15 protein-coding genes are annotated in these 17,426 nt (G+C 40.8%); 7 read left to right on the top strand and 8 right to left on the bottom strand.

The features are described 5' to 3' along the window. Positions 1-122: 122 nt before the first annotated feature. On the bottom strand, positions 123-506 hold the full coding sequence (locus H5163_RS10045; protein WP_182730742.1) for an MAPEG family protein: 384 nt from the start codon (positions 504-506) through the stop codon (positions 123-125). A 273-nt stretch (positions 507-779) separates the two neighbouring features. Between H5163_RS10045 and H5163_RS10040 the strand changes: the two genes are divergently transcribed. Continuing rightward, positions 780-1,661 (top strand): DMT family transporter, encoded by an 882-nt coding sequence (locus H5163_RS10040; protein WP_145239974.1) that lies wholly within the window; start codon positions 780-782, stop codon positions 1,659-1,661. A gap of 56 nt (positions 1,662-1,717) precedes the next feature. Here the strand turns inward: H5163_RS10040 and H5163_RS10035 are convergent, their stop codons facing one another. The 3 genes from H5163_RS10035 to H5163_RS10025 form a co-directional block, all read right to left on the bottom strand. After that, the gene (locus H5163_RS10035; RefSeq protein ID WP_087531228.1) at positions 1,718-2,035 is read right to left on the bottom strand and encodes a multidrug efflux SMR transporter; all 318 of its coding nucleotides are present in this window, start codon (positions 2,033-2,035) and stop codon (positions 1,718-1,720) included. Next, positions 2,035-3,567 (bottom strand): bifunctional GNAT family N-acetyltransferase/carbon-nitrogen hydrolase family protein, encoded by a 1,533-nt coding sequence (locus H5163_RS10030; protein WP_145239976.1) that lies wholly within the window; start codon positions 3,565-3,567, stop codon positions 2,035-2,037. Before H5163_RS10030 ends, H5163_RS10035 begins: the two co-directional genes overlap by 1 nt. 308 nt (positions 3,568-3,875) lie before the next feature. Then, positions 3,876-6,167 carry a penicillin acylase family protein gene (locus H5163_RS10025; RefSeq protein WP_182735040.1) on the bottom strand — a complete coding sequence of 764 codons (2,292 nt, stop codon included), beginning with the start codon at positions 6,165-6,167 and terminating at the stop codon, positions 3,876-3,878. Between the two features lie 254 nt (positions 6,168-6,421). Here H5163_RS10025 and H5163_RS10020 point away from each other — a divergent pair, with 254 nt between their 5' ends. From H5163_RS10020 to nadE, 3 genes are all read left to right on the top strand, one after another. Continuing rightward, a complete protein-coding gene (locus H5163_RS10020; RefSeq protein ID WP_182735039.1) occupies positions 6,422-9,787 on the top strand; it encodes a response regulator in 3,366 nt (1,121 codons plus the stop codon). Between the two features lie 38 nt (positions 9,788-9,825). Then, positions 9,826-10,449 (top strand): YceH family protein, encoded by a 624-nt coding sequence (locus tag H5163_RS10015; protein WP_182735038.1) that lies wholly within the window; start codon positions 9,826-9,828, stop codon positions 10,447-10,449. Between the two features lie 110 nt (positions 10,450-10,559). After that, positions 10,560-11,396 carry an ammonia-dependent NAD(+) synthetase gene (gene nadE / locus H5163_RS10010; RefSeq protein WP_182735037.1) on the top strand — a complete coding sequence of 279 codons (837 nt, stop codon included), beginning with the start codon at positions 10,560-10,562 and terminating at the stop codon, positions 11,394-11,396. Here the strand turns inward: nadE and H5163_RS10005 are convergent. Beyond that, on the bottom strand, positions 11,393-12,289 hold the full coding sequence (locus H5163_RS10005) for a sulfite exporter TauE/SafE family protein (protein ID WP_182735036.1): 897 nt from the start codon (positions 12,287-12,289) through the stop codon (positions 11,393-11,395). The two genes, nadE and H5163_RS10005, sit on opposite strands and share 4 nt — an antisense overlap. 219 nt (positions 12,290-12,508) lie before the next feature. On the opposite strand from H5163_RS10005, the gene folM reads away from it, so the two are divergent. From folM to folX, 3 genes are read left to right on the top strand one after another with little or no spacing between them, the layout of a single operon-like run. Then, positions 12,509-13,228, top strand: coding sequence for a dihydromonapterin reductase (folM, locus tag H5163_RS10000; RefSeq protein WP_182735035.1), 720 nt, complete (start codon positions 12,509-12,511; stop codon positions 13,226-13,228). A 19-nt stretch (positions 13,229-13,247) separates the two neighbouring features. Beyond that, positions 13,248-13,802, top strand: a complete 555-nt coding sequence (gene folE, locus H5163_RS09995; protein WP_145239988.1) for a GTP cyclohydrolase I FolE — start codon at positions 13,248-13,250, stop codon at positions 13,800-13,802. Between the two features lie 4 nt (positions 13,803-13,806). After that, positions 13,807-14,166 (top strand): dihydroneopterin triphosphate 2'-epimerase, encoded by a 360-nt coding sequence (gene folX / locus H5163_RS09990; RefSeq protein WP_145239990.1) that lies wholly within the window; start codon positions 13,807-13,809, stop codon positions 14,164-14,166. Here folX and H5163_RS09985 read toward each other — a convergent pair. The 3 genes from H5163_RS09985 to H5163_RS09975 form a co-directional block, all read right to left on the bottom strand. Next, complete coding sequence (locus H5163_RS09985) at positions 14,163-14,597, bottom strand: YqaA family protein (RefSeq protein ID WP_145239992.1); 435 nt, start codon at positions 14,595-14,597, stop codon at positions 14,163-14,165. The two genes, folX and H5163_RS09985, sit on opposite strands and share 4 nt — an antisense overlap. A 66-nt stretch (positions 14,598-14,663) precedes the next feature. After that, positions 14,664-15,035, bottom strand: a complete 372-nt coding sequence (locus tag H5163_RS09980; RefSeq protein ID WP_145239994.1) for a DUF4870 domain-containing protein — start codon at positions 15,033-15,035, stop codon at positions 14,664-14,666. A gap of 185 nt (positions 15,036-15,220) precedes the next feature. Beyond that, entirely contained in the window at positions 15,221-17,401 is a 2,181-nt protein-coding gene (locus H5163_RS09975; protein ID WP_182735034.1) for a S9 family peptidase, read from the bottom strand. Between the last annotated feature and the right edge of the window lie 25 nt (positions 17,402-17,426).

Genomic DNA, 17,426 nt, shown 5'->3' with positions numbered 1-17,426 from the left:
AAATAAAGCGCTAACTGCGTTATAATTTTTTCAAGTAGAACAACTACATGTCAAAATTTACGCCTTGTTATCACTGTATTTATCTGTCGCTATAAATGGTCAGTAACTTAACACGATTGGTATTACAAGCACACAACAATCATAGCGACTGCAGCAGCTAAACCAACCAGCCATGATAAAGAACGCAGTACGTCTAAATTTAGATAGTAAAAAGCACAATATAGAACGCGGGCAATAATATGAGTAATGGCTAATAGCTCAGTAACTTGGTGGACATTATTGGTGCCCAGCACGGTGGCTAACGCTACAGCAAACACGGCCAATGATTCAAAACAATTTTGATGTGCTGCCAGCGCCCTTGCGCCAAATCCGGTGAGCTTAGACTGTTGCTCTCTTGGGTGCTTATTATCGTAGCCATCGAGCTTGTTCATTGCAAATGCCACGGGGGCCTTGGCAAAGTAAGGCATCAGTACAGCAAGTAGTGCGCAAATAAGTAATATCGTCATCGTTACTCCTAATCATAGTTTTCATTAACTTAGCACAGCTAAACTGATCGCGTAATTGACTTGAGTAATAAAAAAGCCGCAATGACTTATATGAAATAAATACAAGGCATTGCGACTAACAATAACATCGCGATAACTATAGCCCAAAAAGTTGGATTTGCAGCTGTGCCATATTGTCGCAGCAAAGATATTTTCATTTTATGGAATCTTAGTTCGCTTTAGAGCCCTGGCACTGGTAACTTATCCGCCTCTGTGAATTGCTGTTTTTTCATTATGACTTGGATCTTTTTAACTATTTTAGCCGCTTTTATGCAGTCGTGGCGCAACGCTTTACAAAGTAAACTAAGTGCGCATGTGAGTGTTGCAGGCGTCACCTTAGCGCGCTTTATACTTGCAAGCCCACTTGCTTTGGCATACCTCATTTCATTATATCTCTATCAAGATGCCCCCTTGCCCACCTTCAACCTAGCTTTTATTAGCTACATTGTCGGCGCGAGCATAGTGCAAATTATTGCAACAGGATTAATGGTGACGTTATTTAAAATGAATAACTTTGCTGTTGGTGCTGGTCTTGCAAAAAGTGAAGCTCTCGTTGCGGCTATACTAGGAGTATTATTTTTTGGCGCGACGCTATCTTTATTAGGCTGGCTTGGCGTGTTTATTGGCTCAATTGCAGTATTACTATTAAGTGGAATTGCTAACATTAAGCACTTTAGCTTAAAAACAGCCTTACTAGGCTTGGCCTGTGGGACAGCATTTGCACTTTCCTCATCATGGATACGCGAAGCAAGCCTAAACTCAGGTCTGTCGTTTCCTTATTCCGCAGCATGGGTTTTACTGCTTATTATCAGCCTGCAAACTATCATGCTATGTGGTTATATTACAGTAAGGGAACGCTCAACATTTCGCGCTATGTGGAACCATAAAAAAACCACCAGTGCGGTGAGTTTTTTTAGCTGCATAGGCTCGATTGGTTGGTTTAGTGCGATGAGTTTACAGCATGTTGCCTATGTCAAAACCTTAGGGCAAGTAGAAGTATTTTTTACAATCTTGATCTCAGTTTTATGGCTCAAGCAGCCTTTAAAACGTCAAGATACCGCAGGGCTGGTGTTAATTGCTATAGCCGCAGTATTAGTCATGTTACCTTCGATATAAACAACAAAGGCGGCTCACTGCAACGTGGCCGCCTTTCGATTTTTTAATTCACTGAATTAATGGCTGATTTTCAATGTGATAACGCCGCTAATAATCATTAATACACCGGCAATACGGCCGAATGTTGCTGCATCATTATAAAATAGTATCCCTACTAAAAATGTTCCTGCCGCGCCAATACCTGTCCACACAGCGTAGGAAGTCCCCATCGAAATATCACGCTGTGCCAGCCATAACATAAAACCACTGGCGACCATAAACGCCACTGCAATGCCAATACCTAACCAGCGATTTTCACCCTCTTGCGACATTTTTAATCCTACAGGCCAGCCAATTTCCAGCAAGCCTGCAATAATTAAATAAATCCACGCCATTAATTTTCTCTCTTTTTCAATATTACATCGTACAGATCTTCACGACGATCTTTTAAGTTACGCACCGTGCCTTCACTGTGCAGAACTTTTAATTTATCCATATCTAAATCACTAAATAACAGCATTTCAGTATTGGGGGTTGCTTCATTAAGCGTAGCATCATGAGGGAACGAAAAATCAGACGGTGTTAATACCGCTGATTGTGAATACTGCACATCAAGACTTTCAACTTCTGGTAAGTTACCTACCGAGCCGGCAATAACCACGTAGCATTCGTTTTCAATGGCCCGCGCCTGCGCGCAGTGGCGTACTCGTAAATAACTATTTTTGGTGTCGGTCCAAAATGGCACAAACAGAATATCGAGACCTTGTTTTGCTAAAATACGTGACAATTCAGGAAATTCAACATCGTAACAAATTTGAATACCCACGCGTCCAGCATCAGTATCAAATACCGCAATTTTGTCACCACCTTGAATCACCCAGTCATTTTGTTCATGAGGCGTGATATGAATTTTACGTTGTTCGTCAATTTTACCACTGCGATGGCATAAATAACTGACATTATAGATTTTATCGCCTTCAGCAAGCGGCATTGAGCCGGTGATAATATTCGCATTATACTCAATCGCCATACGCGACATCGCATCACGAAAAGTCTCCGTGTATTCGGCTAAATAACGAATAGCCTCGGTCTGATTTCTTTGCTCTGTAAGCCCCATTAGTGGCGCATTAAAAAACTCCGGAAAAAGAATAAAATCACTTTTGTAATCAGACACTGTGTCTACAAAATATTCGACCTGCGTGAGCATTTCTTCAACCGACTCAACACTGCGCATTTGCCATTGCACTGCGCCTACTCGCACTATCGACTTCGTTGATTCAAGTACCGTGTCGGTCGGTTCAAACATAATGTTATTCCACTCAAGTAGCGTGGCATAACCCACCGAATTTTGATCTTCCGGTAAATACTTTTTAAGTAAGCGTTTAACCTGGAAATCATTCGACAATTGAAAACTTAAAATTGGATCATACAGCTCTTTATGATCGACTTTGGCAATATATTCTGTTGGACTCATGTCACTGCTATGATTGTAATAACGCGGAATACGTCCGCCAGCCAAAATAGCCCGCAGATTATACTGACGACATAATTCTTTACGCGCATCATAAAGCCTGCGCCCTAAACGCATACCACGATGAGTAGGCGAAATAACCACATCTAAGCCATACAGCGCATCACCATCGGGGTCACTAAATACCCGGTCATGGCCGTCAACAATATCTTCATAGGTGTGCGGATTAGAAAAGCGCGTGTAATCAACTTGCACACTCAACGCAATCCCTACCAGCACGCCATCATCCACCATGCCCAACTGCCCTTCAGGGAACTGGTCAATCAGTCTAAATATAGTATGGCTTGGCCATGCACCACCTAAATCTGGATAAGCCTGATCCATCAAAGTTTTTACTTGTGGATACTGCTCTTTAGTTAAATTACAAATCTCAAGATGGGTTTTTTCTGCCGACATACACAACTCCTTTAGGCGTAGGACATTAAATTTGATAGTTCAATACGCGCATAATACGTGATCAGCTCTGAACGCTTGCTTAGTGCAGCATACCTAGCGCTGGTTTATTTTTAAGATAGCACCAACAACAGTGTTGAAGTAAGTATAAGTAGGTATAAATTTTTATTTTTACACCTCTTTGCTCAGCTAACATTAACGCTGGTTTAGCGGTTTTCGACCTAAAGCTTAGGTTAATTGCACTTTATAAGAGTAAAAGTAATGGCCGAAATCAAACGGCCACTACCTCAAAACAAGGTGGCTTTACTCATTTAAAGCTCATTTGCAGGTAATATTGTGATCTCATGCATTAGTGTTTGCGGTAATAGCGGCGTTGGTTTTGCAGCTACGTAGTCATCAAATCCTGCGCGATAAAATGGCGATAGTGGATGACCTGACTGGCCACCGGGAATGGCCATTATGGCGTTTTCTAAATGCCCAGGTTGAGCAATAAATCGCTGTGACGCACCAAAACTACGCCCCTGCACTGCTGGCATATAACTGTCGCCAAATCCTGGCGCTGTCGGCATATTTAATAATTTACTTAGTTGTGGTATTTGCTGTGCGAATGGATGCTCAATAACCAATTCATTAACTGTCCCCCACTGCCAACCTTTTAAGTTACTGCCAAACTCTTTACTTAAATTACTGACAACTTGACTAAATGAATCAGTTAATTGTGCATCCCAATCAGCAAACTGTGGATTTAACCAGCTATCTGGTTGCTGTTCAATAAGCTGCCATATTGCCGGCTCTAAATCACGTTTAACATACTTTAATGAACCGCCCTGAGCCTGTAAATTTGCTTGCATAGCCGTAAATACACTATTGATAACTTCATCACGATAACGCCTAACCAGCGTGTAGCCTATTGACGTTGCACAGGCGCAACCTTGCCAGTTCTCTAACTCTTTTATGTACTGCTGATTAGCCGAACTATTTCTATTAAGCTGTTGCAGCAATAAGCTATGCCACGGTTGTAAAAAGCGCGCCTGATTATCATGCTGCAACTGGTTAAAATTAGCTTCATTAAAATGTTGCTTTTCATACAATCTATCACGAATTTGACTAGATCGTGCTCCCAAGGCATAACCACCATTACCAAAACGCTGGTCATCCAAAGCCGATACAACGCGAGAGTTCCCAGTCCATAAACGGCCATCAACAGGATTTTTAACTTCCGGCCTTTGCTGTTCATTATGCTGCCAAAGTGTTGAGTAGTCATTTTCCTGAACAGCTAGTTCACTGGGCTTAATACGCCCTGGAATGGCTCCCATATTTTTCCAACCCGCATTGCCTTGGCTATCTACCACCATTAAGTTTTGTACTGGAATACCCACTTCACTGGCAATCAGCAGCGCGTCATCGACAGTGGTTGCTTGTTCTAATTTCAATAAATCCATATCGACTGCATAAGGTTGATGGCCAACCCAGCTAAGCGCATAAGGCTTGCCATTTATTTCTCGCACTGGACCATACTCACTCAATGTCAGCTTATATTCTTCAATTGACCCATCGGGTAGTGCTATTTGCTCAACTTCTTGCCATGTTTTACTGTTATCAGTTAATGCTACCCAATCGGCGGTATCGAGGTAACCATTAGTAAATCCCCACGCAATATTGTTATTAGTTCCCACCACAATTGCTGGTGCGCCAGGCAAGGAAACCCCTGTCACTTGGCTCACTTTTCCTGACATTGCATAGTTAAGTTGCGCACGATACCAAATAACCGGCACTGCCATCGACAAGTGCATATCATCCGACAGCATCCCAGCACCTGTGGTAGTTAACTGCCCAGTCACCGCCCAGTTATTACTACCAAGTTCTTGATTTGCATCAATCCTGAGTAAAGCTTGTAAGGTTTGCTTAGGAAATTCAGGAATAGTTAAATTATAAGGTGCGAGTGTGCTGCCATCTAAAGCCGCTTGATATTGACTGGGTTGAGTTAAAAAACTGACCATTTCTGGGCCATAAATATCGGCAATTTGAATTAACGCTTGGTCACGTTCAAAGGTCGCCGTTTGTAAATCTAAGTACATACTGTAAATCACTAACAAACTGTCTTCACTGCGCCAAGGCTTTTGCTCAGCGCCTGTTAGTAAATATTCAAAACTGCTAAAACCTACCTGTGCTAAGCCTTCGTTAACGCCAGCGGCATAACTTGTTAATAATGCTTGATCTGCTTGAGGCAATTGCTCAACTATCGCAGCGCTGCGTTTTCGTAACTGGTGGAAGCGCATTTTTTTATCCAAACCTAATGCTGCTTTACCAAACAGTTCACTCAATTCACCTGCAGCATTACGGCGCAACAAATCCATTTGAAAAAATCGGTCTTGACCATGTGCGAAACCTAAACCATACGCAGCATCAAGGCGGTTCTCAGCTGAAATAACTGCTTGACCCAGTTGGTCTCGGGAGATTTTTACCGCTTGGCTGACGTGGTTACTACGCCCATTACCATCAAGCGCCGGTAAGCTAATTGACAGTACACCATAAATAACTGCTGTTACAGCTAATCCTAAAATTACGATTGCTAACACCAACCACTTGATAATTTTAAACATGAACCAGTCCTTTTACTCTTGATTAGCTCTATCATAACCATAGTTTTATGAAAAATAATGCGCTTAGTTCGTTTTTAGATAAAATAAATCACTGTAGCAACAACCAGCTTATATGAAGTTATTCTTAATACTTTCCCCACATAACGTGCGGTTATTTAAATAAAAAACAAATAGCTCAATTGATCGGACTATTTTTATTTCCGTGATAAATTGACTATAGTTGAACAGCCAAATATTAAAAGCACAAGTCGCTAATGCCATTGTTAAAAACAGATGATCACAAACAAGTCTACAAATTTAAACTGATATTTTGGTGCTCGCTCGTTTTTATTTTATTAATCAGTTTAGTGCTTGATCAGATCAGTTATAAACGTGCCCAAGAATCTCATCGACTATTAATTTTATCTGAAGTGAGTAGCTACCGTACTCAACTTGAATCAACATTAGTATCGAATATTCAATTGGTGCGTGGTTTAGCTGTTGCAGTTGCTGCAGAGCCTAATTTAGATCAACAACGTTTTGCCCAAATTGCCGCGCCATTATTCGACACCTCATCTGAATTACGCAATATCGGTGGTGCACCTAATATGGTGATCCGCATGACTTACCCATTGGCAGGCAATGAAAAAGCCATAGGGCTAAACTTTTTAGATAACAAAGCACAACGTGCAGATGCAATTCGTGCGCGTGATAACAATGAAATAGTTATGGCAGGCCCTCTTACATTAGTGCAAGGTGGCGAAGCATTAATTGCCCGAGTCCCTGTTTACCTTGCCCCTGACAAGCATTTTTGGGGGCTGCTCTCGGTGGTACTCGACATAGACAAAATATATAAAAAAGCGGGTATCTACGAACTAGAAGAAGACTATGATGTCGCCATCCAAGGACGCAATGGCTTGGGTCTAAAAGGAGAGTTTTTCCGTGGTAAAGCGGATATTTTAGAGCGTAACCCTCTGGAATTTACTTTAACCTTTCAAGGTGGCGAGTGGGAAATTTTTGTTACTCCTAAAGTTGGTTGGGCACCTCCAAACTCTGCGATTTGGCCGCTGAGATTAGCAATATTTACTATTTGCGGGTTACTAATTTTAGCTTTCTTATTATTCTTAAAAATGCTCAATCGCCAGCTAAGAAATGAAAAAATGCTAGTGACAATGAGTAGTCTTGCAAAAATTGGTGCTTGGTCATTTAACCTTGAAACACAACAAGTATATTGGTCAGATATGACCAAAAACATTTTCAAATATCCGCTAGACGAACAACCTGATTGGCCAACGAACTTTTCTTACTTTAAAGAAGGCGAAAGCCGTGACACGATAAAAAAGCTCGTTGAGCGAGCGATTAAATATGGTGAAAGTTATGAAGTTGAGCTCGAGGTTATCGATTCTAAAGGTAATGCTTTATGGGTATTAGTGCATGGTGAAGCAGAAATCCGTAATGGCCGTTGTATTAAGATTTTTGGCTCTTTACAAGATATAAACGTCCGTAAATGCATTGAATTAGAAAGCAGTAAAACCGCTTTGCACAATGAGGTACTCGCCTCACTTACCGTTAATAACGCAGTGCTGACTGGTAATTTAAAACAAGCAAAAGATATTATTACACAATCAATTTGCGATGCATTTAATGTTGAACGTGCCAGTATATGGCTGTTCAATGATGCAAGAGATCAACTGCAATCATTTGCCCATCATGGTAAACACACAGCAAATAACACTGCGTTACCAGCATGGCAGCAAACTGAGTTAAATGATTTTTTTACAGCCATTGATAATCAAGCTGTGATCCGCGCCTCAAATGCACTGAGCAATAAATTTACAGCCCCTCTTACAGCACACTATTTAGCTCCTTTCGACATAAAATCAATGCTTTGTGTATCTATTCCTACTGGAAGCGGGGCGATTGGTATTGTTTGTGCTGAGCATTGTCAGTATCCGCGGGCATGGTCGCGTAACGAAGAAAGCTTTTTAATTGCCGTTGCCGCTTTAATTGGCAGTTTATATTCTAGCGAGCAACGTATAGAGACCGAGCAACAATTAGTCACAGCAAAAGAAGCAGCGGAACAAGCTGTAACCGCTAAAGGAGAGTTTTTAGCGAGCATGAGCCACGAAATTCGCACTCCGATGAACGGTGTGCTCGGGATGCTTAATATTGTGCAACAAACTAAGTTAGATCCTCAGCAAACGCATCATATTGAATTAGCACAATCATCAGCACAATCGCTGCTTAATATAATTAACGATATTCTGGATTTCTCAAAAATTGAAGCTGGTAAATTAGATATCGAAGAGATTGCCTTTAATTTACCTAAATTACTAGGTGAAGTGGTCGAGTCATTTGCCCTTAAAGTAGAGCAACATAATACTAAACTGATTTTAGATGCCACTAAAATTAATGTAAATAAGATTGTTAGTGACCCAAATAGGCTTCGCCAAATTATTAATAATTTACTCGGCAATGCCGTTAAATTTACTCATAATGGTGAAATTATCGTGAGCGCAAATTTAAAAAATACCACTAACGGGACTTTTTTAGATTGCTCAATTATTGATACCGGTATTGGTATTAAAGCCGACAAACAAGCTTCGTTATTTGATTCTTTCACTCAAGCCGATACCTCAACTACTCGCCAATATGGCGGCACAGGCTTGGGCCTGGCGATTGTTAAGCAGCTTTGTAATTTGATGGATGGGGAAATCAACGTCACGAGTGTTTATGGCCAAGGCAGTACCTTTACTTTTTCCATTAAAGTACAGCCGCTTCTGGGTAAAGAACAAGACTTACCGAGTCATTTAATTACAAACAAACATATTTTAATTGTCGATACTTGTCCGTTAAATAGCTCAATTGCGCAAAAACAACTGAATGTGTGGGGGGCACGTGCGCATATCCTCAAAAACTACCTAGCCTTGAGTTACTATCTCAATTCGAGCGATGAATTGATTGATGCTGTGCTGCTTGATTATAGCTTTTTTCAGCAAGCCGGCGCCGCTGCAATTAATGCATTGAAAACTTACCTAAGCGAGCATCACGTAAAACTGATCCTTATGGCACCAATGAGTTTCTCACAAGAAGCACATGCAAACTTGCCAATCGAAGCCGATTGCATGATTTTTAAACCACTGACGCCTTCGGACTTGTTTGATTCTTTGGCGAATGAAAAATTTATCGAGCAACAACAAAATAACAATGCACTACCAGCAAGTATTGCAATCAACAATACACACTTTGTAAATCAAGACAAAATCCTGCTGGTAGAAGACAATAAAGTAAATCAAGTCGTTGCCTGTGCATTACTAAAACAAGCAGGCATAAGTTTTGATATCGCTGAAAATGGTCTGGAAGCTATTGAAAAACTAAAAAACAAAACCACAGAACCATACAAGCTATTGTTAATGGACTGCCAGATGCCAGAAATGGATGGTTACCAAGCAACTAAGGCTATCCGTAATGGGGATGCGGGTGAATACTACAAAAACGTAACTATTATTGCGTTAACCGCAAATGCTATGCAAGGCGATAGAGATAAATGCCTCAGAGCAGGAATGACTGATTACCTAACCAAACCACTCAATTTTGATGCGCTTAATCCGAAACTGCAACAATGGCTTGGTAAACAATAAAGGTGTAAGCTAAGGCATAACAAAAAGAAGGATTTATTATGCAACTCACTGCTATTGAACAACGTGTGATCGGCTGCCTACTTGAAAAACAAAGCACCACACCAGAACATTACCCGCTGTCACTAAATGCATTGACCAATGCGTGCAATCAAAAATCGAACCGAGAGCCAGTGCTCACGCTCAGCGAAACTGAAGTACAAGAGGCGATAGACTCGCTAGTTGCCCAGCGGTTAGTTACATTAGACGAAGGGTTATCTGGACGCGTAACTAAGTTCGCACATCGCTTTTGCAATACTGAATTTGGTAATTTACAGTTAACTGAGCAACAGCGCGCTATTATTTGTTTAATGCTGCTACGTGGCCCACAAACCCCTGGTGAATTAAGAACCCGCAGTAATCGGCTCGCTGAGTTTAATAATGTTGCTGAAGTTGAGTCGGCATTAAATGCCTTGATGACTGCCGAACATGTGACTAAACACCCGCGAGAACCCGGCAAACGTGAAAGCCGTTACAGCCATTTATTTGCTGATCCACAAAGTGCTGTTGCAGTAGAACCATCTGAATTGCCAGCACTCAAAGCTGACGAGCTGAATGAATTACTTGCTGAAATTGATGAGCTAAAAGCTGAATTACAAAAAATTAAACTACATTTAGGGCTTTAAATTAAACCCTTTGAATTAGATAATAATTCCAATTGCATTAAATAGAGATCATGCTTTTAAGCTAATTGGTATAACCATGACAACCAGTAATATTATTAGGAGAGCTCAGCATGCGCGCTGAAATAGTGGCAGAAATGAAAGTCCAGCCAAATATAGACGTCAACAACGAGATCACACGCCGCGTAAACTTTATAAAAAACCGTTTAGTGGCTGCACATTCAAGCTCTTTAGTGCTAGGGATTAGTGGCGGTGTAGATTCATCTACCTGTGGTCGCTTATGCCAGCTCGCCGTTAACGAATTAAATGCGCAGCAGCAAACCGACAAGTATCAATTTATTGCGGTTCGCTTACCGTATGGTGTGCAAGCTGATGAAGCTGAAGCGCAATTGGCTGTTGATTTTATTCAACCAAATAAACGCCTAACAGTGAATATTAAACCCGCAGCAGACGGCATGCATGAGCAAGCATTAGCGGCGGTGGTCGGTTGCGGTGATGCACTGCCGGAACAAGCACAAATTGATTTTATAAAAGGTAATGTGAAAGCCCGCCAACGCATGGTCGCACAATATGAAATTGCCGGACTGTGCCAAGGCCTAGTTGTTGGTACTGATCATAGCGCCGAGAACATTACTGGCTTTTATACTAAATTTGGTGATGGCGCATGCGACTTAGCGCCATTATTTGGCTTATCAAAACGCCAAGTACGCGCATTAGCCAAGCAGTTAGGTGCACCCGATTTACTCGTTAATAAAGCGCCAACCGCCGACCTAGAGTGTGATCGCCCTGGCCTTACTGATGAAGAAGCCCTTGGTTTAAGCTATGAACAAATTGATGACTTTTTAGAAGGCAAAGAAGTCAGTGACGAGGTAAGTGAAAAACTCATCGCAATTTATCTACGCACTCAACATAAACGCCAAGCTATTCCAACCATTTACGACGATCTTTAGGCTGTCATAAGTTCATAAACCGTAAATGACACTTCTAGGGCAATTAACAATAAGAAAAATGTGATTAATTGCCCGCTTTTCACTTTAGCACAAACATAAGCCCCTAACGGTGCTCCGACCACAACCACTGGAATAGCCGCTAATAAATACGACTGTATTTCGCTACTTAAGCTATTGAAGAACCATACGTTAGCAATGCTTGCCACTACAGACGTTATTGCCATGATAATCACCGAGGTTGCAGTCGCTTTTTGAATATTAGCGTTGCAGGCGATAATCAATAACGCAAAAATAGCAATGTCAGCTCCCGAACCAACTAAGCCAGATGCAACTCCTCCAATAACAGCAACTAATGCAACTGTAAATGTACTAACGTGTATATCGGTTTGACTACATACATGTTGCACCCTGCAGTAAATACGCCATAAAAGAGTTAATGCGAAGCATATTAAAAGTACGCTGAATACTCCTTTAACCACCAGTCTTGGTAATTGATCGGCAATAAAAGTAAGGCTTAGTAATACGCCAACTAATGCAGCAGGAGCTGCGATTAATACCACTTGGCGATAATATGGAATACCGGTAAAAATAATGGTTAATGCGGCCGCACTCATACCAAAACTTTGAATCGCTAACGAGAATACTTTTGCCGTTACAGGATCTATTGCCAGTAACTTAGTCATCACAGGAAATGCTACTGCGCCACCACCAAGTGCAGTGCCACCAGCAACAAAAGACCCAAAAGCCATAGTCACAGCAATGCTAAACTCTGCGATAACACTTTGTAGCGCGGCATTTGCGCCTTGCCAAGCAATTAATAAACAATACACGCCAGCAACAAATAACCAGGGGATCATACGCAGTTTATGGATCGGTTTAGGTGGTGATTGCATAGTTACAGATCATAAATTGAAGTTTTATTATTATGCCTGACAATCATCGCAGAGCAAATGATCGCAACTGTTCGTTACGGCGTACAAACAGATTGTTATATTGGTGCAATATCTTTGCAGTAAAGATGAAATAGTTCTGTAATTTAGTTTATAGTTGTTAGTAAACACATGGTAATCAAGCTCATCGCATTAAAAAAACCTAAGGATTTGTATTTAGTTATGACATCGCCCATTTTAATAACAGGTGCCGGCCAACGTATTGGTTTAGCACTGGCAAAACATTTTATAGCCCAAGGGCAAGCTATTATCGTTACTTACCGAACTCGCCATCCCGCTATTGATGAATTATCTGACCATGGTGCTGTATGTGTTTACGCAGACTTTAGCACTGACAACGGCATTAATGAGTTTGTCAGTCAATTAAAGCTGCACACAAATAGCTTAAAGGCGGTGATCCACAATGCATCGAGTTGGGACTGCGAAGCGAATAATCCAGATAGCAGTACGCTATTTGATAACATGATGCGGATCCATGCAAAAGCACCTTACTTAATTAACTTAGCGCTTAGCGAGTTACTGTTAAATTTTCAGCAACAGCAGCAACACCCTGCTGATATCATTCATTTAACTGATTATGTTGTTGAAAAAGGAAGTCCAAAGCATATCGCATATGCCGCAAGTAAAGCCGCCTTAGAAAATATGACAAAATCATTTGCAGCTAAGTTTGCCCCGAATATTAAAGTGAACGCTATCGCCCCTTCATTAATTATTTTTAATGATCACGATAGCGATGAGTACCGAGAAAAAACCCTTAAAAAATCATTAATGGGCATCGAGCCCGGTTGTCGCGAAATTATAAACAGCGTCGATTTATTGCTTAGCAGCCATTACATCACGGGACGTTCTTTACCCGTAGATGGTGGCAGACATTTAAAATAACGGATTAATCGAGAAATTTATGCACGATCAATTAAAAAATAGTTACCACGAAATTATTACTGCTGTAGGTGAAGATCCACAACGTGAAGGCCTATTAGACACGCCAAAACGCGCCGCCAAAGCGATGGAATATTTGACCAAAGGCTATCGTCAAACATTAGAAGAAATTACCAATAATGCGGTATTTACTTCTGATGCAGATGACATGGTTTTAATTCAAGATATAGAGCTTTATTCGATGTGTGAACATCATTTATTACCATTTGTAGGGCGCTGTCATATTGCTTATATTCCTAACGGCAAAGTGCTGGGTTTATCGAAATTTGCGCGTATTGTTGATATGTTTGCACGCCGCTTTCAAATTCAAGAACAACTGACTCATCAAATCGCTAAAGCGGTTGAAGAAGTCACCGGTGCTAAAGGCGTTGGTGTAATAGTGGAAGCAAAACATATGTGTATGATGATGCGTGGGGTTGAAAAACAAAACTCAAGTATGCGTACGTCGGTAATGCTAGGTAACTTCAGAGCCGATCCAAAAACCCGCAATGAGTTTTTACAACTTGTAAAAGGCTAATCCTATGGCCAATGCAATTATCCATGTAACTAACTTACGGCTGCGCACTTTTATTGGCTTTAATCCCGATGAACGTGAGAAAAAGCAGGATGTAGTGATCAATTTAGAAATTCACTATCCTGCTGAGCAAGCCTGTGAAACGGATCAAGTTGAACAAGCACTTAATTATAAAGTGATCACCAAAGAAGTGATTAGTATTGTTGAGCAAGGTCACTTTTTATTGCTTGAAAAACTAGTGGCAGAAATACTCAGTGTTTGCCATAGCCATAGCAGCGTGAATTATGCAAAAGTGCGAGTTGATAAACCTCACGCTTTGCGTTTTGCAGATTCAGTATCGCTAACACTCGATTGGAGTAAAGCTTAAAGCAACTTATCCAGCCCAACGGCAAAGGCTAGTACAAGCAAGTAACGTGCGCCTTTGCCAAGGGTAACCAGCCATAAAAATGTCCACCAGCGCACTTTAAAAATGCCTCCTACAACTGTTAGCGGATCACCAATAATTGGTAGCCATGCCAACAACAGGCTATAAACACCATACTTTTCAAAGCGCTCTGCAGCCTTATCGATACTTGCCTGTGACACGGGAAACCATTTCCGATCCTTAAAACGTATGACTTGCGTGCCTAACCAGTAATTAACGCAACTACCTAGTACGTTACCAACTGTGGCACTGAGCCATAACAACCAAAGTAAATATTCTCCTTTGGTCACCATTGCTGTGAGTACCACTTCTGATGAGCTTGGCAATAATGTTGCCGAAATAAACGCAGTAAAGAACAGAGTTAAATAAGCCATCTAAGCCTTTATTAATACATATAAAAAACCCAGCATTTGCTGGGTTTGATAAAAATGAAGAGTAGTTTATTTTATCAATTGTAAGCTAAATGGGTAGTTAAACTCTTTACCGTCATTAGTTTTGATTGCGCCAATCACCACCATAATAAACGAGAAAATAGCGACTATAGGTAATAGAATTACCCCGATAACTGCAAACATCAAAATCAAACACACTATATATGCTATGAACATAGTGATTTGAAAGTTAAGCGATTTACGCCCATGTTCAGCCACTAATGGCATTTCGTCTTTTTTTATTAACCAGACAATCAGCGGACCGATGATACTACCCATAGGTATAATAAATCCGGCTAATGCGCTTAAATGACATAACATCGCCCACATACGCTCATCTTTACTCGTTATAACTGGTTCAACCTGTTGATTATCTTCCATTACCATCTCCTTATTTCGTTAATACCTATATGCTGACCTTTTTCAGTCTTAATGTCTAGATTTTAATCAGCGTCGTCGATACTGCTAAGCTCGAGCAAGTGTGCAAAACCACAACACTTAATTTAGACAAAAAATTAAGGCGTAACCTAAGTCACGCCTTAATTGTAAAACACTAAAATCAGTTATTACTTTTTAATACCAGCTAAATCTAAGATAAATGCATAATTTAGAGCTGTATCTTGAAGGCTTTTAAAACGCCCAGATGCGCCACCATGGCCTGCTTCCATATCAATTTTAAACAGTAATTTATTATCATCGGTTTTAAACTCACGTAATTTTGCAACCCATTTTGCTGGTTCAAAATATTGCACTTGAGAATCATGCAAACCTGTGGTGACCAACATATTTGGATACGCTTGTTTACTCACTTGATCGTACGGTGAGTAAGACAGCATATAATCATAATATAGTTTGTCATCTGGGTTGCCCCACTCGCCGTACTCGTTGGTCGTTAATGGTAAGCTCGCATCTAACATAGTGGTCACTACATCAACAAATGGCACAGCCGCAACCATCCCCTGATAAAGCTCTGGTGCTTGGTTTGCCACGGCGCCCATTAATAAGCCGCCCGCACTGCCGCCCATCGCGAATATTTTATCTTGCGCACCATACTGCTGGGTAACTAAGCCTTTGGTTACATCAACAAAGTCATTAAAAGTATTCTTTTTATTGAGTAGCTTGCCATCTTCATACCAAGGACGACCGAGCATCTGCGAGCCACGAATATGCGCGATAGCAAATACAAAGCCTCGATCAAGTAAACTCAAACGGCTACTAGAAAAACTTGGATCCATGGTTGCCCCATACGACCCATAGCCATATTGTAACAATGGATTAGTGCCATCTTTTTTGAATTTATCTTTGCGATAAACTAAACTCACCGGTACTTTTACGCCATCTCGCGCAGTAATAAATAGTCGCTCCGATGCATAATTATCGGCATTAAAATCACCGATCACTTGTTGCTGTTTTAACAGTGTTTTCGTTGTGCTATTCAAATCGATATCATACGATGAACCAGGCGTCGTCATACTGGCATAATATACTCGTAAGCTTTCGCTATCTAATTCATTATTACCATATGTACTGACCATATAACTGCTGTCATTAAAGCTCAGCTGCTGTTCATCACCCGACTTTAAGTTGCGTATCGTTAAACGAGATTGCCCCATTTCACGCTCTTTATACACTAAATGGTCAATGAACAAATCGATGCCTTCAAGCTTAATATCATCACGCGCGGCGATCAGTGTTTGCCAATTCGCTTTGTCGTGCGCTTTATCTTTATCCACCGTCATTAGCTGAAAGTTTACTGCGTTAAGGTTAGTGACTATGTAATAAGTATCACCGAGTTTAGCAATATCATATTCTAGGTTTTCTTCACGTTCAATTAAGCGCTTTGGCTGTGCCTTGACGTCATTAGCATCAATTACCGACACACCTGAAGCGTTAGTACTGCCATGCCAAATATAAATTTCTTGTTTGTCTTTACTCTTACCAAGGCCAGTGTAATAACTTGTGTTAGTCTCTTCGTACACTAACTCATCTTGTGCTTGTGACGTACCTAAGGTATGGCGATAAACCTGATAACCTAGCAATGTCTGTAAGTCTTTTTTAATGTAATAAAAAGTTTTATTATCATTCGCCCAGACGATATCACCATCTGTCCCTTCGAGCTTATCTTCTAGTAATTTACCGGTCTTTAAATCTTTCACTAAAATAGAGTAGATTCGTCGACTTACCGTGTCTTCACCATATGCTAATAAGTGACCATTTGGGCTGACAGATAAACCTGTTGCCGCGAAATAGTCATGGCCTTTTGCCAACTCATTTACATCTAATATAACGTGTTGATCAGTGCCCTTATCATCGCTACTGCGAACATAAGTCGGGTATTCATTATCCCCTCGCGTTTGCGATGAATAATAATAATCGCCACTTTTAGTTGGCACGGAGTCATCATCTTTTTGAATGCGCCCTTTTAACTCTTCAAACAAAGTAGTTTGTAAAGCTTTAGTATGCTTTAGCATCGCATCAGTATAGGTATTTTCTGCATTAAGGTGTGCTATGACAGCTGCATCTTTTCGTTCATCGTCACGCATCCAATAGTAATTATCGGTGCGCGTATCACCATGAATAGTCATTTCGAAAGGGATCTTATTGGCTACCGGTGCAGTTACATTAACCACTGCAGCTTCACTCTGTACAGCCTCGGATTTTATATTATTTTGTTCTGGGGCTTTATTACAGCCCGCTAAAATAGCTAACGACAAAGCCGCTAACGCAAATGATTGACGTGTTTTCATAGTATTCCCTAGAGTTATTATTATT

Source organism: Pseudoalteromonas sp. SG44-8 (assembly GCF_014164125.1).
Lineage (GTDB): Bacteria > Pseudomonadota > Gammaproteobacteria > Enterobacterales > Alteromonadaceae > Pseudoalteromonas > Pseudoalteromonas rhizosphaerae.
This window is presented reverse-complemented; position numbering and strand designations above follow the sequence as displayed.

Bases quoted from the DNA above. Each gene is read 5' to 3' on its own strand.
- H5163_RS10025 (WP_182735040.1), bottom strand. From the start codon at position 6,167: ATGTTTAAAATTATCAAGTGGTTGGTGTTAGCAATCGTAATTTTAGGA.
- H5163_RS09985 (WP_145239992.1), bottom strand. From the start codon at position 14,597: ATGGCTTATTTAACTCTGTTCTTTACTGCGTTTATTTCGGCAACATTA.
- H5163_RS09980 (WP_145239994.1), bottom strand. From the start codon at position 15,035: ATGGAAGATAATCAACAGGTTGAACCAGTTATAACGAGTAAAGATGAG.
- H5163_RS10040 (WP_145239974.1), top strand. From the start codon at position 780: ATGACTTGGATCTTTTTAACTATTTTAGCCGCTTTTATGCAGTCGTGG.
- H5163_RS10020 (WP_182735039.1), top strand. From the start codon at position 6,422: ATGCCATTGTTAAAAACAGATGATCACAAACAAGTCTACAAATTTAAA.
- H5163_RS10045 (WP_182730742.1), bottom strand. From the start codon at position 506: ATGACGATATTACTTATTTGCGCACTACTTGCTGTACTGATGCCTTAC.
- folM (WP_182735035.1), top strand. From the start codon at position 12,509: ATGACATCGCCCATTTTAATAACAGGTGCCGGCCAACGTATTGGTTTA.
- H5163_RS10030 (WP_145239976.1), bottom strand. From the start codon at position 3,567: ATGTCGGCAGAAAAAACCCATCTTGAGATTTGTAATTTAACTAAAGAG.
- H5163_RS10035 (WP_087531228.1), bottom strand. From the start codon at position 2,035: ATGGCGTGGATTTATTTAATTATTGCAGGCTTGCTGGAAATTGGCTGG.
- nadE (WP_182735037.1), top strand. From the start codon at position 10,560: ATGCGCGCTGAAATAGTGGCAGAAATGAAAGTCCAGCCAAATATAGAC.
- H5163_RS10005 (WP_182735036.1), bottom strand. From the start codon at position 12,289: ATGCAATCACCACCTAAACCGATCCATAAACTGCGTATGATCCCCTGG.
- H5163_RS10015 (WP_182735038.1), top strand. From the start codon at position 9,826: ATGCAACTCACTGCTATTGAACAACGTGTGATCGGCTGCCTACTTGAA.
- folX (WP_145239990.1), top strand. From the start codon at position 13,807: ATGGCCAATGCAATTATCCATGTAACTAACTTACGGCTGCGCACTTTT.
- H5163_RS09975 (WP_182735034.1), bottom strand. From the start codon at position 17,401: ATGAAAACACGTCAATCATTTGCGTTAGCGGCTTTGTCGTTAGCTATT.
- folE (WP_145239988.1), top strand. From the start codon at position 13,248: ATGCACGATCAATTAAAAAATAGTTACCACGAAATTATTACTGCTGTA.